Here is a 20,804-nt window from a genome sequence, read left to right on the forward strand (position 1 = left end):
CATTGGCCGCGCTTGCCCGCTTTATTGCACAGTCCATTGCGCGATGTCGTCGCGTTCGCCGATCAGCGCCAGACCATGGGCGATCGACAGCAGTTCGCCACCGCTTTCGATCCGGTCGCGCTCGAAGCGCTCGGTGAAGATGCGGCGCACGGCCGGCACGAAGGAGGTGCCGCCGGTCAGGAACACCTTGTCGATGTCAGCAGGCTTCGTCTCGGTCTTGACAAGCACCTCGTCGAGGGCGCCTTCGATGCGGGCGAGATCCTCGGCGATCCAGCTTTCGAAGTCGCGGCGCTTGATGCTGCGCTGTCCGCCGCGGCCAAGCGGCGCGAATTCGAAAGGCGCCTCGTCGGCAGCCGAGAGCGCCATCTTCGTCGCCGACACCGCCTGGTAGAGCGGATAGCCTTCGTCATGATCGATGAGGTCGATGAAGATTTCGAGCTTTTCCGGCTCAAGGCTGGTGCGCACCAGTTTCTTCAGATCCTCGAATTCCCGCGTGGTCTTGAAGATCGACAGCTGATTCCAGCGGCCGAAGCTGGAATAGTAGTTGGACGGCACTTCGAGAATCTTGTCGAAGCTCTTGAAATGGCTTCCCTTCCCGATCAGCGGCGCGACGATATTGTCGATCATCCGATAGTCGAAATGATCGCCGGCGACGCCGACGCCGGAATGGCCGATCGGCGTTGCCGTCAGCCTGCCGGCGACGCTTTCGAAGCGGATCAGCGAATAGTCGGTCGTGCCGCCGCCGAAATCGGCAACCAGCACCGTCGCATCCTGCTTCAGGTTCTGAGCGAAATAGAAGGCGGCGGCGACCGGCTCGTAGACATAGTGGATTTCGGGAAAGCCGAAGCGCGACAGCGCCTCGTTATAGCGTTCGGTCGCGAGCGCCGGATCGGGGCTGGCGCCGGCGAAATGAACCGGCCGGCCGGTGACGATGCGGCTGACATCCGAGGGCCAGCTGTCGCCGGCATAGTTGCGCAGGCGCCGCACGAAGATCTCCATCAGGTCCTCGAAATTGTGCCGCTTGGCGAAGATCAGCGTGCCCTGGAACAGTGCGCTTGCCGCAAAGGTTTTGATCGACTGCAGGAACCGGCATTCGCCGGGATTGTCGATGAATTGCCGGATCGCCGCATGGCCCGCCTCCACTTTCAGCGCCGAGGCGCCGAGCTGGGCGTCCTTCATGAAGGAGAGTGCCGTCCGCATGCTGTCGGCCGTCCCGGCCGCGCTTGTGAACGTCATCGAACCCGTTGTCCCGCCATCCGCCATGGCGAGAACCGTATTCGTCGTGCCGAAGTCGAAACCCAGCGCCTGAGCCATGCCCGCACCTCTTCATGCCGATTGTTGCTGGAGACGGAGCAGCACTCCGCAAAGGCGTAAGGACGCCCGGATCAAGGAGGGCGGTTGATGCCACAGGGGCGTGACACATTCAAGTGGATTTGAAGATCGAGACCCGTTGCCGCGCCCGCTTCTTCGCCGCTCGGAGGGCAAGAAGCGGACAGGCAAGGCCCGGTATCGTCAGAACGCCTTACTCGGCGGCCAGCGCCCTTGTCTCCTGCAGCACCGGCTCCTCGACCTTCTTCTGGTCCATCAGCCGGCCGAGGAAATGGCCGAATCGGTCCATCTCGACGAAGATGACTGGGGTGATGAACAGCGTCAGGAACTGAGACACGACGAGGCCGCCGACGACGGCTATGCCGAGCGGCTGGCGCAGCTCCGAGCTGGCGCCGGTGCCGAGTGCGATCGGCAGCGCGCCGAGCAGGGCGCAGAAGGTCGTCATCATGATCGGTCGGAAGCGTCGCACACAGGCCTCGTGGATCGCCGACGTCGCCTTTTCGCCGGTCGTGCGCATGGTCTCCACCGCCACATCGATCATCATGATCGCGTTCTTCTTAACGATGCCGATCAGCATCAGCAGCCCGATGAGGGCAATGATCGACAGGTCGAAGCCCACGATCTTCAAGGCGAGCAGCGCACCGAAGGCAGCCGCGGGCAAGCCGGACAGAATGGTGAGCGGATGGATGAAGCTTTCATAGAGCACGCCGAGCACGACATAGATGGTCAGCACCGCCGCCAGGATCAGATAGGGCGTATTGCCCTGCGACTGTTCGAAGATCTCGGCCGTGCCGCCATAGGAGGTGAAGACATCGGCCGGCAGGCTGATCTCCTTCTTGATCTGGTCGATCGCTGCCGTCGCGTCGCTGAGCGAAACGCCTTCCGGCAGGTTGAAGGAAACGGTGGTCGAGACAAGCTGGCCCGTCTGGTTGATCGTCACGGGGCCGGTGGTGCGCTGCACGTGCGCGAAGTTCGAAAGCGGCACCAGACTGCCATTGGACGAGGCGACGCGAATCTCCGACAGCTTCTGGTCGTCCCAGGGTTTGCTGGTGTCGTATTCGACGATGACGTCGTAGCTGTCGCCGGTCGACTGGATCTCCGCCGCCGTATATCCGCTGAAGGATTCCTGCAGTGTCGTGCGCAGCGTATCGTTGTCGATCCCATAGGCGGCCGCCCGCTCACTATCGATGACGATATTGGCTTGCAGGGCGTTGTTCTGGGCATCCGACGTCACATCGGTGAACAGCCCGCGGTCACCACGCATCGCCGCCTGGATCTTGCCGGCCCAGAGGTTGGTCTGGTCGGCGCTCAGCGCCTGGATGACCAGCTGATATTGGCTTGCGGTCTGGCGGCCGCCGAAGCGCAGGCTCTGGTTCGGCGTCACGAAGGCCTGCAATCCGGGGATCTTGTTGATCGCGGTGCGCAGCTCACGCAACGTCTGATCAAGCGGCGGGCGCTCCTTCTTGTCCTTAAGTTCGACGAACATCGAGCCATTGTTCTGCGGTTTGTTCGGATTGCCGCCGATCGTCGACATGACATGGTTGACGGCCGGGTTCGCCTTGACGGCGGCAGCCGCCTGCTGCTGCAGCGCCTCCATGGCGGAATAGGAAATGTCCTGCCGAGCCTGCGTGCTGATCGTCAGCCGGCCGATATCCTCCTGCGGGAAGAAGCTCGTTGGCAGCGTCATGAAGAAATAGACCGTCAGAGCCACCGAGCCCAGGAACACGCCGAGAATCGTGACACGATGGCGAAGACACCAGGCCACCGACCTGTCGTAGCCGCGGAGTGTCCGCTCGAAACCGGCATCGAAAATGCGGATCAAAAGCGGCGGCCGGCTGTGATTGTTGGAGAGGCGCGAGCCGAGCATCGGCGTCACGGTCAGAGAAACGATGGCCGACGAGATGATGGCGATAGCGACCACCATGCCGAACTCGTTGAACACACGGCCGACGACACCGCCCATCAGGAGGATCGGGATGAAGACCGCGATCAGTGAAACCGACATGGAAATGATCGTGTAGCTGACTTCGCCGGCACCCTTGATCGCCGCCTCCCGCACCGGCATGCCTTCCTCGACATGGCGCAGGATATTCTCGAGCATGACGATCGCGTCGTCCACCACGAGCCCCACCGCCAGTGTCAGCCCGAGCAGCGAAATATTGTCGATGCTGTAGCCGAGCACATACATCATGCCGAAGGTCGCAATCAGCGACAGCGGAACGGCAAGCCCCGGGATGATCGTTGCCGTCGCATGGCCGGTGAAGAGGTAGATGACCAGAACGACGAGGCCGATCGTCAGGAAGAGTGTGAACTTGACGTCGGCGATGGCGGCGCGAATGGGTTTTGCGGCGTCGTTCATGACCACGGTCGTCACCGAAGACGGAATTTCGGCGTGTAGTTGTGGCAGCTTGGCGTTGATCGCATCGACGACATCGACCGTATTGGCGTCCGGTTGGCGCTGGATGGCGAGGATGATGCCGCGCTGGCCGTCATACCAGCTGCCGGTATACTGGTTCTCGACGCCGTCCTGTACATCAGCGACATCGCCGAGATGGATCGGCGCGCCGTTCGGATTGGCGATGACGAGCGAGCGGAATTGGTCGGCATTGGTGCGCTGCGTATTCGCGGTGATGGTCATGCTCTGTGAATTGTTCTGCAGCGTCCCCACGGGTTGCTGGCTGTTGGCGGCAGAAAGCGCTTTGTTGACGGTATCGATGCCGATGCCGCGTGTGAGCAGCTTGTTGGGATCGACCTCGACTCGTACAGCATAGGTCTGCGCACCATAGACGCTGACCTGGGCAACGCCGGGCAGCGTCGAAAGCGATGGCGAGATGATGTCCTCGGCGATCTCGTCGAGCTTGCTGCGCGGCATGGTGTTGCTCTGCACGGAGAGCAGCATCACAGGCGCATCGGCCGGGTTGGTCTTGCGATAGCTCGGTGGTGTCGTCAGGTTGTCGGGCAGCTGCCGCGTCGCGTGTGAGATCGCCGCCTGCACATCGGCAGCAGCCGCATCGATATCGCGATTGAGATCAAACTGCAGCACGATGCTGGTGCTGCCGAGCGAGCTCGAGGCGCTGATTTCGCTGATCCCGGGAATTGTCTCGAACTGCTTGATCAGCGGCGTGGCAACCGAGGTCGCCATGGTCTGCGGCGAAGCACCGCTCAGCTGCGCCGAAACGTTGATCGTCGGAAAATCAACCTGCGGCAGGGCTGCAACCGGCACGAGCCGGTAGCCGGCAAGACCGGCCAGAATGACGCCGATGGCAAGCAGCGTCGTTGCGACGGGGCGCTGGATACAGAAATTCGGGATCATTGCTGAGCTCCCACCGCGATCGTCTCGGACTGCCGCAGTTGCCGAGGCTCTTCGGCAGACGCGACGTCAAGCGTCTTGTCGTCGAACTGCTCGTTGATTGCCTGCTGGTCGCTGAGCTGGCCCTGGCCTTCGATGACGACATGGTCGCCCGGCTGAAGACCCGATTCGATAGCGGTGAAGCCGCCATTGGCGCGGGCGACGGTGACCGGCGTCAGATGCGATTTGCCGTCCTTGGCGACGAAGGCGAAGAACCCGTCTGGGCCGGGGCTGACGGCAACCGTCGGCACCACCACCTGCTGTTCGTCGTTGTTGAAATGCACGACGATATTGACCGATTGGCCGGGCCACAGCGCACCGGAGGCATTCTCGAATTTCGCCTTGGCCAAGATCGTGCCCGAGGCCGTGTCGACCGTGTTGTCGTAGAAGCTGACCTCGCCCTTGCGCACCTGCCCCTTGGAGGAAGCGGGAACCGTGCTGACCTCTACCGGGCCGGCTGCCAGCGCTTTCTTCAGGACGCGCAGATAGCGCTCCTGCAGGTGAAATTTCACATAGATCGGATCAAATTTCGCGATGGTGACGATTGCCGACCCGGCATTGAGGAAGGCGCCCTTGCTGACGGCAATATCGCCGAGCCGGCCGTCGAAGGGCGCCCGGATATCCGTATTCTCGAGGGTGATTTGATCCGAGGCCAGGGTGGCCTTGTCAGCCTCGACTGTGGCCGCGGCGGTGTCGCGGGCAGCTCTTGCCTGGTCGAGGCTCTGCTGGGTGCCCGCCTTCTGGTCGAACAGGTCCTGTGCGCGGACCAGGGCGGTCTCGGCTTCCGAAAGCGTTGCCGTATCCCGGACGATCATCGCATTGTCCTTGTCGACCGCCGCCTTGGCCGTCCGGTCGTCGAGCTTGGCGATAAGGTCGCCGGCTTTGACGGTGGCTCCATCCTGCGCATTGATGCTGACGACCAGGCCCTGTTCCTGTGCGGCCATGGTCGTATTGTCGTCGGCATCGGCCCAGCCGGACGCGGTGACATCCGTCGGCAGCGTCGTTTTCACCGCAGCGACTGTTTTGACGACGGTCGGACCACCACCTCCACGTCTGCGTCCGCCACCCTGGTGTTGCCCGCCATTCCCGGCCTGGTCGGTCGGCGCCTGATTGGCCTGCGTCTGATCGCCCTGTGCCTGCCTGCCGCCGCCATTGCCGCCGACCGGCTGCTTGATGAGCTGCGAAAGGTAGGGAATGTGCGCGGCATAAGGGACGAGATTCCCCCAAACGCCGACCGCGGCGATCGCGACAAAGCTGACGGTGATCCAAAATTTCTTCATGGGTGAGACCGGGGTTTGAGCACGGGTGCAATTTTATGCTTTGATTGAGCCGCTTATATTGCGGCGCAAAAAAGACATAATTCCCGTGTCGCGATCACTAAGTGGTTATAATGGCTTAAATTTTTGTAATGAATATTCCGTAATATTCAGGTTATACTAATATATGTGAAGTGCAAATTGGCGCGGGCTCGAAGGCTGCAATCCGGCGGTTCGCAACAGCTCGGTGCCACTCCCCACGCGCGAAAGATGGGGAAACAGAGAAGGCAGCTCGTCATGACTGAATTGGATGCCAGCGAATTTCGCTCTGTCGTCACAAGCGTATTTCCCGAACTGACCGGCTCCGTCTTCAAGCTGGCGGCAAAGGACTGGGATTCGATCGCGATCGACGTCGACGACACGCTGATCTTCAAGTTTCCCCGCCATATAGGCGCCGAAAGAGCGCTTGTGAAAGAAGCCGCTTTGCTCGATGTCGTCCGACCGTCGCTGTCGATGGCGGTTCCCGACATGCGCATTCACGACGGGCCGCCGATCTTCTCCAGCCACGCCAAGCTCGAGGGTGAACACCTTATTGCCGAAGACTACGATGCGCTTCGGGAGGGCGACCGTCAGCGGCTCGCGGATGACCTCGCGCGATTTTACGCCGAGCTGCACGCGCTCGATGCCGATCTTCTACGGGCGGCCGGCGCCGGAGCGATCCAGCCATGGCAATCGCCGGAGGCGGTTCGGACGAAGGCTTTGCCGCTGCTGCCGCCCGATATCAAGGGCTTTGCGGAGAGAGTTGTTTCGGATTTCGAAGCCTTGCCGCCGGATCCCTTCGGCAGCGTCTTTGGTTTCTTCGATGGTCACGGCTGGAATATGGCATTCGATCACGGGCACGGTAAGCTCAACGGCATTTACGATTTCGCCGATTCAGGTTTCGGTCCGTTGCACCAGGAGTTCATCTATTCGAACTTCATCTCGCCCGATCTGACCGCGCGCATCGTCTCTGGCTATGAAATGCTGACCGGACGCAGGCTCGACCGGCGGCGCATTGCGGTCCTGACGGGTTTCCATCGGCTTTCCGAACTCGCGGAACTTGCCGACGATCCAGCCAATGTCGAACAGATGATCCGGAACGCGGCGACCTGGGCCGCCGTGGCGGCCCGTGCGGCCTGAGCGGCTCTAGACGGACCGTGCGGCGCCGCCGTCGCAGCGGATGAGCGAGCCGGTAATGTAGCTTGCCGGCTGGCTGCACAGGAAGGCGGCCGTTGCGGCAAATTCCTCGACCCTGCCGTAGCGGCCGACAGGAATGCGCGCCTCCTTGTCGGCCCGGATTTCCTCGAGGCTTTTGCCCGTCCGCTTTGCCGCGGCGCCGTCGAGGTCGTCGAGCCGCCTGGTCAGGATGCTGCCCGGCAGAAGCAAGTTGGTGGTGATGCCGAAGCTCGCCACTTCGGAGGCAAGCGTCTTGCTCCAGCCGGCAAGCGCCGGGCGCAGCGTGTTCGACAGCGCCAGGTTGGCGATCGGTTCGATCACGCCTGATGAGGCGACCGTCAGGATGCGGCCCCAGCCTTGCGCCTTCATGTCAGGCAGCAGCGCATTGGTGAGCGTGATCACCCGGGCGACCATGGAGAGGAAATAGGTTTCGAGCTTTTCGGCCGTCATCTCCTCCGTCGTGCCGGGCGTTGGCCCGCCGGTATTGTTGACGAGGATGTCGATGCCGCCGAACTTCTCCTTCACTGCCGTCGTTGCCGTCTCTACGAAGCGCTCATCGCCAAGATCGGCCCAGATCCAGTCGGCCCGGCCATTGCCTTCGCTGTTGATCGCCGCGCAATTGGCCTCCAGCTGTTCGCCGCTGCGTCCGCACAGCAGCACGTTTGCGCCTTCGCGCGCGAGTGCTGTGGCGATGCCGAGGCCAAGCCCGCGCGAGGAGGCAAGAACGAGCGCCCGTTTGCCCTTGATACCGAGATCCATGATTTCCTCCGATGTCTTCGAGGGGTGTATAAGGCGCGGACGACAAAAAAGGAAAGGGACGACTGTGGTCTCGCGGGTTTCACAATTGACGTTAACGTAAGCGGTACCGTAAGTCTCGCATCGGCTGGAATGTCTTTGTGCGAATTGAGGATTGGCTGTCGCATCCCGGCTCGACAATGCTTCGCGGTTTTGACAAGACAGTGGCCATGGGATGATGGCCACTGGCCAAGCGGAGACGAATGAATGACCGAGACGACTGAGCTGCCCGAACGCGAGAGCATGGAATTCGACGTTGTGATCGTCGGCGCCGGTCCAGCCGGTCTGGCGGCGGCGATCCGGCTGAAGCAGGTCAATCCGGAACTGTCCGTCGTGGTGCTGGAGAAGGGGGCCGAGGTCGGCGCCCATATCCTCTCCGGCGCCGTCGTCGATCCCATTGGCATCGACCGGCTGCTGCCCGGCTGGCGCAAGCAGGAAGGCCATCCCTTCAAGACCGAGGTGACCGCCGACCACTTCCTGGTCCTCGGCCCCGCCGGCTCGATCCGTCTGCCGAACATCCTGATGCCACCCTTGATGAACAATCACGGCAACTACATCGTCTCACTCGGCAATGTCTGTCGCTGGCTGGCTGGCAAAGCAGAAGAACTCGGCGTCGAGATCTATCCGGGCTTTGCCGCCGTCGAAGTGCTGTACGATGACAAAGGCGCGGTGATCGGCGTTGCCACCGGTGATATGGGCATCGAGAAGAATGGCGAGCCTGGTCCCAACTACACCCGCGGCATGGAGCTGCGCGGCAAATATACGCTGATCGGCGAAGGCGTGCGTGGCTCGCTCGCCAAGCAGCTGATCGCCAAGTTCGACCTGCAGAAGGACCGCGAGCCGCAGAAATTCGGCATCGGCATCAAGGAGCTCTGGCAGGTCAAGCCGGAGAATCACAAGCCTGGTCTGGTGCAGCACTCCTTCGGCTGGCCGCTCGGCATGAAAACCGGCGGCGGTTCCTTCCTTTATCACCTCGAAGACAATCTGGTGGCCGTCGGCTTCGTTGTCCACCTGAACTACAAGAACCCTTATCTCTACCCCTTCGAGGAGTTCCAGCGCTTCAAGACCCATCCGGCGATCCGGGGAACTTTCGAGGGTGGCAAGCGGCTGTCCTATGGCGCGCGTGCGATCACCGAGGGCGGCTATCAGTCGGTTCCGAAGCTTTCCTTCCCCGGCGGGGCGCTGATCGGCTGTTCGGCCGGCCTCGTCAACGTGCCGCGCATCAAGGGCAGCCACAATGCGGTGCTGTCGGGCATGCTGGCGGCCGAGAAGATCGCCGCGGCGATTGTATCAGGCCGCAGCCATGACGAAGTGGTCGAGATCGAGAATGAATGGCGTCGCGGCGACATCGGCCAGGACCTGAAGCGGGTGCGCAACGTCAAGCCGCTGTGGTCGAAGTTCGGCACGGCGCTCGGGGTCGCGCTCGGCGGCCTCGACATGTGGGTGAACACGCTGTTCGGCTTCTCCTTCTTCGGCACGCTGAAGCACGGCAAGACGGATGCACAGTCTCTGGAGCCGGCCGCAAACCACAAGCCGATCGCCTATCCGAAACCGGATGGCGTTCTGACCTTCGACCGTCTGTCCTCGGTGTTCCTGTCGAACACCAATCACGAGGAAGACCAGCCCGTGCATCTGCAGGTCAAGGATATGGCGTTGCAGAAGAGCTCCGAGCTCGGCATCTATGCCGGGCCGTCGACACGCTATTGTCCGGCCGGCGTCTACGAATGGGTGGAGAAGGATGGCGACAAGACCTTCGTCATCAACGCCCAGAACTGCGTGCATTGCAAGACCTGCGACATCAAGGACCCGAACCAAAACATCAACTGGGTGCCGCCCCAGGGCGGCGAGGGGCCGGTCTATCCGAATATGTGAGGTGCATCGCCGACATCGGCGGTGATTTCGACCGCTGACGTCTTCGTGATCGCCTTTCGGCAGCTGCCGTTAGCTGTTCGTTAACCATAAATTCCTTAGCTTGCGACATGTTGTTGACGCACTAAGGACACATTCATGACGATCTCCCGCCGGGGTTTTCTGATCGCTCTGCCGCTTTTTGTCGCCGGCTGCTCCTCGACCGGCCTCAATAGCCAGACGAATTATGCAGCACTTCCGGATGAAAAGTTTCCGCTGAGGCAGGTGCCGATCGATAAGATCAAGCCGGAACTTCGCCGCCAGGAAGTCGCCTATGAAACCACACATGCGCCGGGCACGATCGTCGTCGACACGCCGGCGCGTCGCGCCTACTACGTCCTCGGTGACGACAGGGCGATGCGATATGGCGTCGGTGTCGGCCGCGAGGGGCTGGCCTTTGCCGGCAACGCCTATATCGGCCGCAAGGCCGAGTGGCCGAGTTGGACGCCGACGCAAAACATGCAGCGCCGCGAGGAACGCTATCGCAGGCTGGCCGGCGGTATGCCCGGCGGCCCGAACAACCCACTCGGCGCACGGGCGATGTATCTCTATCGCGGCGGCAATGACACGCATTTCCGCATTCACGGCACCAATCAGCCGGAATCGATCGGCCTCGCTATGTCGAGCGGCTGTATCCGCATGATGAACCACGATGTCATCGATCTCTATAGCCGCGTCGAGGTCGGCGCCAGGGTCGTCGTCATCCAGGCCTGAACGACCGAGAACACACTGACAAGCCGCGGCAGCGACGGCTGCCGGCGGCTTCGTATTGTCGGTCGCGGCTGATGGTCAGCGTCGTGCGGCGATACCGGTTGAAAGTGCGACGCCGATGCCGGTGATCACTGCTGCACTGATTTCGGCAAGACCGATCGTTTCACCAAGGAGGAAACCGCCCCCGACAGTCGCAAGAACGGGGGTCAATGCCGTAAAGGCGGCGGCCTGCGTTCCGCCGAGGATGCGGACCGCCGTGCCATAGGCGACCATGGCGACGAGGCCCGACAGAATACCCTGGCTCAACACCTGCAGTCCGATCTCGGCAAGCGGGGCCTGCGGCAGCGAGACGCCGAAGACGAGGCCGAGCATCGCCATGATCAGGAAAGACCAGGCGGCGATCAGCGCACTCGCCTGAATGGCCGTCAGCCCCGAGCGGCGGAAGGCATGCGTGTAGCTTGCCCACAGCACGGCGCCGGCCGGCAGCAGGACGAAGCTCGTCCAGGGCAGGGAGGCATCGGCAAGGCTGCGGGCGAGCAGGATCATCACGCCTCCGACGATTGCCGCCAGCCCGGCAATGCGTGTGGCATCCGGCCGCTCCCGGAATAACAAAATGCCGATCAATGCGGTGGCAAGCGGCATGGAGCCGCCGAGCAGGATGCCGGAGGAGGCGGCCGGTGTGGAGTGGATGGCGAGCGTTGTCACCAGGAAGAAGATCGCGCCGCAGCCGGCGACCATGATCGCCAGCAGATGGAGCGGCAGACCCTTCGGCAACAGGCCAGTGCGGAACCAGACCGGCGAAAGCGCAAGCGCCGGGATGCCGAAGCGGATAAGGCCGATATCGATCGAACCGAGCGACGTCGCGGCACTGTGGCGGGTTGCCAGAAACCAGTTCGCCCAGATCAACACGGTGACGCTGCCGGCGGCGTAACCGAGCGTCTGCGAAGGTGATTTGTCGTTTGAAAATGCGATCGTGCTCATAGTCCCAATCCTTTCCTCGATCCGGCTCCTGTCCGGTTGAAAAGAAGATTAGCGCCGAGGGCCGGGGCATGTCCTTGCTATCTGTGGCTTGAAAATCGTGGTATACGCAATCTTCTGCCAAATGATGCCGATGGATCTCTGGAAAATGCCAAATCTCGATAAATTCGATATTGCCATCCTGAAATGCCTGCAGGAGGATGCGCGCGCCACCAATGTCGAGATCGCCGAGAAGGTGAACCTCTCACCGTCGCCCTGCCTGCGCCGCATCCGCAATCTCGAACGCTCCGGTATCATCCGCGGTTACACCGCCGATATCGACCGCAAGGAGGTCGGTCTCGGCCTGACGGTCTTCGTCGAATTTAAGGTGGTGCATCACAGTCGCGAAAATTCCGAGGCGCAGCAGAAGGCGCTGCTCGCCATTCCCGAGATCGTCTCCTGCTTTCTGATCTCAGGTACGGCCGACTTCCTAGCGGAAGTGGTGGTGGAGGATCTCGCCGCCTATGAACGGCTGCTGACGGAGACGCTGCTGACCTTGCCGAACGTCAGCGACATCCGCTCGAACTTCGCCATCCGCAGCATAAAGACGCATGGGCCGCTGAAGCTGCCTGAGGGAAGGTGATTTCCCAAAGGTTTTTCTTGGATAGGGCGTGGAGCCCACGCCTCATCCGCCTGCCGGCACCTTCTCCTCGTAAACGGGGCGAAGAGAGTATCGCCGCAACCTCTCCTTTCTCACCAATCTCTCGCAAGGCAGGTCCCCTCTCCCCGCGTGCGGGGAGAGGGCCAGGGTGAGGGGCACATCTAGCCGGTTGCGCATGCGCTACAGCAGCGTCCCGCTGAGGATGAGCAGCGCCACCGAGAAGTAGATGACGAGGCCGGTGACGTCGACCAGCGTGGCGACAAAGGGCGCAGAGGCGCTGGCCGGATCGAGTCGGAGTTTCTGCAGCATGAATGGCAGCATCGAACCGCAGATCGAGCCGAAGGTGACGATTCCGATCAGCGCGGCAAACACCGTGACGGCGACCATCGGCCAGTGCGGACCGTAATTGTAGAGCCCCGCCGATTGCCAGAAGACGATGCGGACGAAGCCGACGAGGCCGAGGATCGCGCCGAGCACGATGCCGGTCGGCAGTTCGCGCAACAGCACCTTCCACCAGTCCGAAAGCTTCAATTCGCCGAGCGCCAGCGCCCTTATGATCAGCGAAGTGGCCTGGGAACCCGAATTGCCGCCCGAGCTCATGATCAGCGGGATGAACAGCGTCAGCACCACGGCCTTTTCGAGCTCGCCTTCGAAATGCTGCATGGCGCTTGCTGTCAGCATCTCGCCGAGGAAGAGGGCGGCGAGCCAGCCGGCGCGCTTGCGGATCATGCCGGCGAAGCCGATCTTCATATAGGGCTGGCCGAGCGCCTCCATGCCGCCGAACTTCTGGGCGGCTTCCGTCGTGTCTGCGATCATCGTGTCGATCACATCGTCAACGGTGACGATGCCGAGCACCTGCCCGTGTTCGTCGATGACAGGCAGGGCGAGCAGATCGTGCTTGCGGATCAGCCGGGCGACGTCCTCCTGCTTCATCAGCGGATCGGCCGAAACCGGCGCGCCCTTCTGAGCCACGGAGAGGATGGATGCATCCGGCTCGCCGGTGATGAGGCGGCGCAGCGTCACCACATGCTGGAGCGCATGGCTCAACTCATCGAGCACGTAGATAGCGTAAACCGTCTCGCGTGAGCGTTCGACCTGGCGTACATGGTCGAGCGTCTGGGCAACGGTCCAGCTGTTGGGGACACTGACGAATTCCGTCGTCATGATGCCGCCCGCCGTGCGCGGCGGATAGCCCATCAGGTGCTGGATGGCGACGCGCACCGGCTCGTCGAGGCTGGAGAACAGCCGGGCCCGGGTCTCGCCGTCGAGTTCGAGCAGCACGTCGGCGACGCGGTCGTTGGACATGCCGTGCATCAGCCGTGCGGCGTCCTCGGCGCTGATCAGCGCGAGGATCTGGGCGGCGTTGCGAAGCTCCGGCCGGTCGAGCATATTGACAGCATAGTCGAGCGGCATGCCCGACAGCACCCGCCCGGCATCCTGGACGCTGAGCGCATTCATAGCTTCGACGCGTTCGGCGATCGTTGCGCCGCGGCTGTTGTTGATGAAGGCGCGGGCGGCATGGCCTGCCCGAAGAGGGAAGCGGTTGATATTCATTGAGGCTCGCCTTTCCGTCGATCCGCCGTAGCGTCCGATCGGGCGAGCCGACAGGAGTCGGTCAGCGCACGAGGGCGGCCGCGTACGGCAAAGGCAATCGACTGTTACTGTCGCTTGGCATCTGAGTGATGGCTCCGTTGAAATGCGCGGAAGATGAATGTCATCCACGTGTCATGCTAGGTGGCTCCGAACGCCGAAAAAGTCAAGCAGGATAAATGCTTAACGCCAGAATGTCGCACCTGTGCGGTGCGGCATTCCGGCGTGTGACAATGACTTGCGGCTGACGGCTTAAAAATCCTTCGTGCAAGTGCGAATCAGAAGCCTGCAAGCACTGCCTTGCCCTTCATACGGCCGCTTTCCACCATCGCATGTGCCTTCTTCAGATTTGCCGCATTGATCGGACCGACGGTCTCGGTGAGCGTCGTGCGGATCTGTCCGGCGTCGACCAGTTCGGAAATCTTGTTCAGCAGCTTGTGCTGCTCGATCATGTCAGGCGTGCCATAAAGCGGGCGGGTGAACATCAGCTCCCAATGAATGGAGATGGCCTTGCGCTTGAAGGGCACGATGTCGAGTGTCTTGGGATCGTCGATCAGTGCGAAGCGGCCCTGCGGCGCGATGGCTTCCACGATGTCGCCGATGTGACTGTCGGTATTGGTTGTCGAGAAAATGAATCCCGGCGCGCCGATACCAAGCGCTGCCACCTGAGGCGCGATCGGCTTGGAGTGATCGACGACGTGATGTGCGCCGAGCGCCTTCACCCAGTCCTGCGTTTCCGGCCGCGATGCCGTTGCGATCACGGTGAGGTCGGTGAGAGAACGGGCGATCTGGATGGCGATCGAGCCGACCCCGCCTGCGCCGCCGATGATCAGGATGGAGCGTGCCGGGCCCGCAATATGGTCCTGCACCTTCAGCCGGTCGAACAGCGTCTCATAAGCGGTGATCGAGGTCAGCGGCAGGGCGGCTGCGGCCGCGAAATCGAGGCTCCTCGGTTTTTTGCCGACAATGCGCTCGTCGACGAGGTGGAATTCGGCATTGCTGCCCGGACGGCTGATGACGCCGGAGTAGAACACCTCGTCGCCCGGCCTGAACAGCGTGACGTCAGCACCGATGGCCTTGACGACACCGGCGGCATCCCAACCGAGCACCTTCAGTTCGTCGGTAGGTGGCGCGGAATGGGCGCGCACCTTCACATCGACGGGATTGACGGAGACCGCCTTGATCTCGACGAGCAGATCGTGGCCACGAGCTTCCGGCATCGGCAAGTCGACATCGATCAGCGAGGTCTCGGCGGTAATGGGCTGTGGGGTTTTATAAGCGACGGCGCGCATGGGAAACTCCTGTGTTCTTTGCACGGAAGCTAGATGCGCACTATGTTCGAGCAACGCAAGAATGCACAAATTCTGTACGTAGTACCAAAAAGGATACTGTAAATGTCGTTGCCGCGCGCCAAACTCGTCAGGAATTTTCCCGGTTGCCCTGTAGAGGCGACGCTGAGCTACCTCGACGGCAAATGGAAGGGTGTGATCCTCTTTCACCTCATGAAGGGCACGCTGCGCTTCAATGAACTGCGCCGCAAGCTACCGGCCGTGACCCAGCGGATGCTGACGAAGCAGTTGCGCGAACTCGAAGGATCCGGTCTGGTGTCGCGTACCGTCTTCCCGGTGGTGCCGCCGCGTGTTGAGTATGCGATGACGCCGCTAGGCATGACGCTGAAGCCGGTCGTCGATGCGCTTGCCGCCTGGGGCGACGATTATGTCTTCTGCAGCCCGGAAGGACGTGAGTTGCGCATGTCCTCAGGCGGGCTGCACGCGCCGGCTGCGCCTCTCCAGGCGGGCTGAGGTTGCGAAGACGAAGAGGCCAAGGAAGGAGAGTGCTGCGCCGACGTAGCCCGTGGCCGCAAAGCCGTAACCCCAGGCGATGACGAGGCCGCCGAGCCAGGCGCCGATCGCATTGGCGATATTGAAGGCGGAATGGTTGGAAGCGGCCGCCAGCGTCTGCGCATCAGCGGCGACATCCATCAGCCGCGTCTGCAGCGCCGGGCCGGCGGCAAAACCGCAACCGACGAAGAAGACCGAGAGGCCAAGCATATAGGGGTTGGCGGCGGTCAGCGAGAAGGTCGTGAGCACGACGATATTGTAAACGAGCGATCCGCCGATCGTGCCCAGCAGCGACTTGTCGGCGAGCCATGAGCCGATGAAATTGCCGGCATTCATGCCGATGCCGAAGAGCACCAGCATGACCGGAACGGCGCTTGCCGGCAGCATCGCCACCTCGGTCGTCGTCGAGGCGATATAGCTGAACATGGCGAACATGCCGCCATAGCCGACCGCGGCGATGCCGAGCGTCAGCCAGACCTGTGGTCGGCGGAAGGCGCCGAGTTCGCGTGAGAAACTCGCTTCTTCGGAGACCCTGTCCTTCGGAACATAGACCCAAATCAAGGCCACTGTCAGCAGCCCGACGACCCCGACCGACAGGAACGCAACCCGCCAGTCCAGCGATTGGCCGAAAAGCGTCGTCAGCGGCGTGCCGAGCAGAGTCGCGATAGTCAGTCCGAGCATGACGCGTCCGACAGCGCGTGCCCGCCGATGAATCGGCACCATCGAGGCGGCCACAAGTGCGGCGACGCCGAAATAGGCGCCATGCGGCAGGCCGGTGATGAAGCGCAGGACGGTGAAGGTCTCAAAGGTCGGCGCCACGGCGCTCGAGATATTGCCGAGGGCAAAGACCAGCATCAGCAACAAAAGTAATGTGCGGCGCGCCATCTTCGCGGCGAGCACGGCGATGACGGGCGCGCCGACGACGACGCCGAGCGCATAGGCGCTGATGACGTATCCCGCCTGCGGCGTCGTCACCGAGAAGGTATCGGCCACATTGGGCAGCAGCCCCATGATTGCGAATTCGCCGGTGCCGATGCCGAAGCCGCCGCAAGCGAGCGCCAGTTGAACCAAAGCCACGGTCGTTGCCGACGGCAACTCGTCAGCAGGCTGGGTACCGATGGAATCGTTGATGGCGATCTCACTCATGGGAGCTCTCTCTGGACGGTTCTGCTCGGCAGGCCACTGGCCAAGTGCGGCCTCGAGGCGATCGGGACAAATGGCGGGAAGGAAGATGGCGATGTCTGATCTATCCGTGATATGCCGACAGGCGTCGAGTGCATTTTTCGCAGTGCAGCGTCCTGCTATGTGCATATGTCCGTTGCAACATTTGCATTTCTGTCATTTCTGCCGCGCCAGGGCGGCGCTTGAAATCGTCAGTGCCGCAACCATTTGAGGAGCAAGGCAGGACGATTTCCGCGCCAGGGACGGGAGCCCTCATGAAGCTTGTAGGCTTTTTCAATCGCGACGGCGGTACCTTCAAGACCACCGATATGCTGGCCTACGAAAAGAGGGCGGAAGCAGCGTTCCGCGATGCGGGGCACGATTTCGACGCGATCGTTTTCTCTGGAAATGAAATCATTCCGGCCATGGAACGTGCGGCCAAGCGCAACGATATCGACGGCATCGTCGCCGGTGGCGGCGACGGGACGATTTCGGCGGCGGCATCGATCGCCTGGAAGAACGGTATCGCACTAGGCGTCGTACCGGCCGGCACCATGAACCTCTTTGCCCGTTCGCTGCGCGTGCCGCTCGATATCTGGCAGGCTCTCGACGTGCTTGCATCAGGCGAGATCGACAATGTCGATATTGCCAGCGCCAACGGCCGCCCCTTCATTCATCAGTTTTCCGCCGGCTTGCATGCCCGCATGGTGCGCTATCGCAATTCCTACAGCTATCGCTCGCGGCTGGGCAAGATCAGGGCAAGCACGAAGGCGGCCCTCGGCGTTATCTTCAATCCGCCCGAATTCGAGGTCGAGTTCGAAGCGGCCGGCATGCGCGAGCGTCGCCGGGTTTCGGCAGTCTCGGTCTCCAACAACCCGTTTGGCGAAAATGCACTGCTGTATGCCGATAATCTGAGAAGCGGCGAACTCGGCTTCTATACGGCAAATCCGCTGAAACCGCTCGGTGTCGTCCGCCTTGCCTTCGATATGATGCGCGGTAAGGTCCGCGAGAACGCGGACGTCATGGTGATGCACCCGGCCGAGGTGCGCCTGCATTTCCCGAAGCTGCGCTCCAAGGCCAATTGCGTGATGGACGGGGAACTGCTGCCGCTCGAACGCGACGTCTTGATCCGTCTGCATCCGGGCGAACTGAAGGTTCTCGTCAAGCAGGGTCTGGCGGCTCAGATCGATGCGGACGAACGCCGCGAACCCGCGGCGTAACGGAAGGATTCAGAGACGCGGTAGGTAGGTGCGATAGTCGAAATCGGAGACCGTGCGAAGATGCGCCAGCGCTTCCTTGCGCTTGGTGTCCCCATAGAGCGCCTGATAGCGGCTGCCGAAGATATCGGCGATGAAGGGCGAGGTGCGGAAGGTCTCGACCGCGCTCAGGAAATCATGCGTCAGTCGCCTCGTATCTGCGGGCGTGTGCGCGGGCGTCGTCTCCTCGCCGGGATCGAGCTCGCGGTCGAGACCGGTGAGCATGCCGCCGAGGATCGCCGCCAGCAGCAGATAAGGATTGGCATCGGCGCCGGCGACGCGATGCTCGATGCGTGCGGCCGGCCCGTCCTTTTCGGGTATGCGGACTGCCGTGCCGCGATGGCCGTTGCCCCAGCTCAGATCGACGGGCGCGAAGGAGCCCGGCTGAAAGCGCCGGTAGGAATTGGCGAAGGGGGCGAAGATCAGCTGCGCCTCGCGCATGCTGTCGAGCATACCTGCCGTGACCGATTTCAGCAGCTTCGGCTCGCCGCCTTTGGCGTCGAGAATGTTGCGGCCCTGTTCGTCGGTGACGCTTACATGCACATGCAGGCCGGCACCGGCATGGTCGGAATAGGGCTTGGCCATGCAGGTCGATTTCAGCCCGTGGCGGCGCGCCGCCTGTTCGGCGATGCGCTTCAAATAAAGGCAGTCGTCGGCTGCCGCCAGCGCACTGGGTCGGTGCATGAGATTGACCTCGAACTGGCCGGGTCCGAATTCCGCGGTCGTCGCGTCCGCCGGCAGCCCCTGCGCCTTGGCATAGGCCCTCAGCGTCCGCAGATAGCTGTCGAGCGCGTCGACGGCGCTCATGTCGTAGAGCTGGAAACCATTCGGCTCGCCGCGATAGGTGAGGCTTTCGGGCGGGGAAGGCCGTCCGGTCTCGCGCCAGTCTGCGGACATCACATAGAATTCCAGCTCGGTGGCGATGACGGGCGTCAGCCCGCGCAGCCTGTAGCGTTCGACCACCGAGGCGAGGATCGCGCGCGGATCCATGAAGCTCGGGGTGCCGTCGAATTCGCACATGGTGGCGAGGACCTGCATCGAGCCCTCCGGCGCCCAGGGCATTGGCGCGAGGCTGCGTCGGTCTGGAACGACCATCCCGTCGGGATCGCCGATGGTCAGCGACAGGCCGGTGATGTCGTCATTGTCGTCGCCCCAGATGTCGAGCGACTGTGTCGATGTCGGCAGGCGGATCTCGCCGGCCCAGACTTTGCCTTCGCTGCCGGGCGGAAGCTGTTTGCCGCGCAGCTCGCCATTCATGCCGACGATCAGGATATCGAAACGTGGGTCTCCATCGGCCTTGCCGTCCATCCTGTCGCTCACCATGACCTTGAAAATCCTCCGGGACAAGGCCAAGCTCCTATCCCATCGACAGCAGCCTTTCAATCCGCGAGGATCTTTTACCAGTGATGCCCGATACTTACCCGCCCTCCAACCTTGCTGCGGTAGACGCCGCGCACCATCTGCACCCCTTCGCCGACATGAAGAAGCTGAACGCCGAGGGAACGCGGATCATTCAGCGCGGAGAGGGCGTCTACATCTTCGATAGTCACGGCATAAAATATCTTGACGGCTTCGCCGGCCTTTGGTGCGTCAACATCGGCTACGGCCGCCGAGAGATCGCCGAAGCGGTTGCAAGGCAGATGAACGAGCTGCCCTATTACAACACTTTCTTCGGCACGACCTCCACGCCGACGGCGCTGCTGGCGCAGAAGGTGACGTCGCATGCGGGCGAACGGTTCAACCATATTTTCTTCACCGGCTCCGGTTCGGAAGCGAACGACACCTGGTTCCGCATGGCTCGCGTCTATTGGAGCGCCGTCGGCAAGCCGTCCAAGAAGATCGTGATCGCGAGGAGGAACGGCTATCACGGCTCGACCGTCGCTGGCGCCAGCCTCGGCGGCATGAAGTACATGCATGAGCAAGGCGATCTGCCGATATCAGGCATTGTCCATATCGGGCAGCCCTATTGGTACGGCGAGGGCGGCGATCTCTCACCCGCCGAATTCGGCCTGAAAGTCGCCCGCGAGCTCGAAGCCAAGATCGACGAACTCGGCGAGGAAAATGTCGCGGCCTTCGTCGCCGAACCGGTGCAGGGGGCTGCCGGCGTCATCATTCCGCCCGAGACTTACTGGCCTGAGATCGACCGCATCTGCAAGACGCGCAATATCCTGCTGGTAACCGACGAGGTGATCTGCGGGTTCGGCCGCCTGGGCGCCTGGTTCGGCCATCAGCATTTCAGCGTCGAACCCGATCTCGCGCCGATCGCCAAGGGGCTTTCCTCCGGCTATCTGCCGATCGGCGGCGTGCTCGTCAGCGGCCGCATCGCCGATGTGCTGATCAACGAGGTCGGCGATTTCAATCACGGCTTCACCTATTCCGGCCATCCGGTCTGCGCCGCCGCCGCACTCGAAAACCTGCGCATCATCGAGGAGGAAAAACTGGTCGAGCGCGTGCGCGACGATATCGGTCCCTACTTCGGCAAGGCCTGGGCAGCACTGGCCGAACACGATCTTGTCGGCGAGGCGGTCAGCATTGGCCTCATGGGCGGCCTGCAGCTTACTGCCGACAAGAGCGCGCGCACCCGTTACGAAAAGCCCGATCAGGTCGGCGCGCTCGTCCGCAATCACGCATTGGCGAACGGCCTGGTGCTGCGCGCCACCGGCGACCGCATGCTCGCCTCGCCACCACTCGTCATCAGCCACGCTGAGGTGGACGAGATGGCGAGAATCACCAGGCTGGCATTGGATGCGGCCTGGAAGGAGCTGAAATCATGAA

General features: G+C 62.2%; 16 protein-coding genes. 7 read left to right on the plus strand and 9 right to left on the minus strand.

Annotated features, from left to right (window positions below):
• Positions 1-21: 21 nt before the first annotated feature.
• The 3 genes from FHT70_RS18590 to FHT70_RS18600 all read right to left on the minus strand — a co-directional run bounded on the left by FHT70_RS18590 (position 22) and on the right by FHT70_RS18600 (position 5,958).
• The gene (locus FHT70_RS18590) at positions 22-1,314 is read right to left on the minus strand and encodes an Hsp70 family protein (RefSeq protein WP_183703807.1); all 1,293 of its coding nucleotides are present in this window, start codon (positions 1,312-1,314) and stop codon (positions 22-24) included.
• 208 nt (positions 1,315-1,522) lie between these two features.
• Positions 1,523-4,642 carry an efflux RND transporter permease subunit gene (locus FHT70_RS18595; RefSeq protein WP_183703810.1) on the minus strand — a complete coding sequence of 1,040 codons (3,120 nt, stop codon included), beginning with the start codon at positions 4,640-4,642 and terminating at the stop codon, positions 1,523-1,525.
• A complete protein-coding gene (locus FHT70_RS18600; RefSeq protein ID WP_183703813.1) occupies positions 4,639-5,958 on the minus strand; it encodes an efflux RND transporter periplasmic adaptor subunit in 1,320 nt (439 codons plus the stop codon). The genes FHT70_RS18595 and FHT70_RS18600 overlap by 4 nt, the downstream gene beginning before the upstream one ends.
• Positions 5,959-6,231: 273 nt before the next feature.
• On the opposite strand from FHT70_RS18600, the gene FHT70_RS18605 reads away from it, so the two are divergent.
• Positions 6,232-7,113, plus strand: coding sequence for an aminoglycoside phosphotransferase family protein (locus FHT70_RS18605; protein ID WP_183703817.1), 882 nt, complete (start codon positions 6,232-6,234; stop codon positions 7,111-7,113).
• A gap of 6 nt (positions 7,114-7,119) precedes the next feature.
• On the opposite strand, the gene FHT70_RS18610 is transcribed toward FHT70_RS18605, so the two are convergent.
• Complete coding sequence (locus FHT70_RS18610; protein ID WP_183703820.1) at positions 7,120-7,908, minus strand: SDR family oxidoreductase; 789 nt, start codon at positions 7,906-7,908, stop codon at positions 7,120-7,122.
• A gap of 243 nt (positions 7,909-8,151) precedes the next feature.
• On the opposite strand from FHT70_RS18610, the gene FHT70_RS18615 reads away from it, so the two are divergent.
• Complete coding sequence (locus FHT70_RS18615; protein ID WP_183703823.1) at positions 8,152-9,816, plus strand: electron transfer flavoprotein-ubiquinone oxidoreductase; 1,665 nt, start codon at positions 8,152-8,154, stop codon at positions 9,814-9,816.
• A gap of 135 nt (positions 9,817-9,951) precedes the next feature.
• The gene (locus FHT70_RS18620) at positions 9,952-10,566 is read left to right on the plus strand and encodes a L,D-transpeptidase (RefSeq protein WP_183703826.1); all 615 of its coding nucleotides are present in this window, start codon (positions 9,952-9,954) and stop codon (positions 10,564-10,566) included.
• Between the two features lie 75 nt (positions 10,567-10,641).
• On the opposite strand, the gene FHT70_RS18625 is transcribed toward FHT70_RS18620, so the two are convergent.
• Entirely contained in the window at positions 10,642-11,544 is a 903-nt protein-coding gene (locus tag FHT70_RS18625) for a DMT family transporter (protein WP_183703829.1), read from the minus strand.
• A gap of 145 nt (positions 11,545-11,689) precedes the next feature.
• Between FHT70_RS18625 and FHT70_RS18630 the strand changes: the two genes are divergently transcribed.
• A complete protein-coding gene (locus FHT70_RS18630; RefSeq protein WP_041678850.1) occupies positions 11,690-12,163 on the plus strand; it encodes an Lrp/AsnC family transcriptional regulator in 474 nt (157 codons plus the stop codon).
• A gap of 198 nt (positions 12,164-12,361) precedes the next feature.
• Here the strand turns inward: FHT70_RS18630 and mgtE are convergent, their stop codons facing one another.
• Both mgtE and FHT70_RS18640 read right to left on the minus strand, forming a co-directional pair.
• Positions 12,362-13,735: a magnesium transporter gene (mgtE, locus tag FHT70_RS18635; protein ID WP_183703832.1), complete on the minus strand. Its 1,374-nt coding sequence runs from the start codon at positions 13,733-13,735 to the stop codon at positions 12,362-12,364.
• A 314-nt stretch (positions 13,736-14,049) separates the two neighbouring features.
• Entirely contained in the window at positions 14,050-15,063 is a 1,014-nt protein-coding gene (locus tag FHT70_RS18640) for a zinc-binding alcohol dehydrogenase family protein (RefSeq protein ID WP_183703835.1), read from the minus strand.
• Between the two features lie 102 nt (positions 15,064-15,165).
• On the opposite strand from FHT70_RS18640, the gene FHT70_RS18645 reads away from it, so the two are divergent.
• Positions 15,166-15,573: a helix-turn-helix domain-containing protein gene (locus tag FHT70_RS18645; protein ID WP_097599798.1), complete on the plus strand. Its 408-nt coding sequence runs from the start codon at positions 15,166-15,168 to the stop codon at positions 15,571-15,573.
• On the opposite strand, the gene FHT70_RS18650 is transcribed toward FHT70_RS18645, so the two are convergent.
• Positions 15,529-16,758 carry an MFS transporter gene (locus tag FHT70_RS18650; RefSeq protein ID WP_183703838.1) on the minus strand — a complete coding sequence of 410 codons (1,230 nt, stop codon included), beginning with the start codon at positions 16,756-16,758 and terminating at the stop codon, positions 15,529-15,531. The genes FHT70_RS18645 and FHT70_RS18650 overlap by 45 nt on opposite strands.
• Positions 16,759-17,048: 290 nt before the next feature.
• Between FHT70_RS18650 and FHT70_RS18655 the strand changes: the two genes are divergently transcribed.
• Positions 17,049-17,993, plus strand: a complete 945-nt coding sequence (locus FHT70_RS18655) for a diacylglycerol kinase family protein (protein WP_097599796.1) — start codon at positions 17,049-17,051, stop codon at positions 17,991-17,993.
• A gap of 9 nt (positions 17,994-18,002) precedes the next feature.
• Here the strand turns inward: FHT70_RS18655 and FHT70_RS18660 are convergent, their stop codons facing one another.
• Complete coding sequence (locus FHT70_RS18660) at positions 18,003-19,352, minus strand: glutamine synthetase family protein (protein ID WP_183703901.1); 1,350 nt, start codon at positions 19,350-19,352, stop codon at positions 18,003-18,005.
• An 83-nt stretch (positions 19,353-19,435) separates the two neighbouring features.
• Here FHT70_RS18660 and FHT70_RS18665 point away from each other — a divergent pair, with 83 nt between their 5' ends.
• Positions 19,436-20,803, plus strand: a complete 1,368-nt coding sequence (locus tag FHT70_RS18665; RefSeq protein ID WP_183703841.1) for an aspartate aminotransferase family protein — start codon at positions 19,436-19,438, stop codon at positions 20,801-20,803.
• The last annotated feature ends 1 nt before the right edge of the window (position 20,804 follow it).

This window comes from Rhizobium sp. BK049 (assembly GCF_014193135.1).
Classification (GTDB): domain Bacteria; phylum Pseudomonadota; class Alphaproteobacteria; order Rhizobiales; family Rhizobiaceae; genus Rhizobium.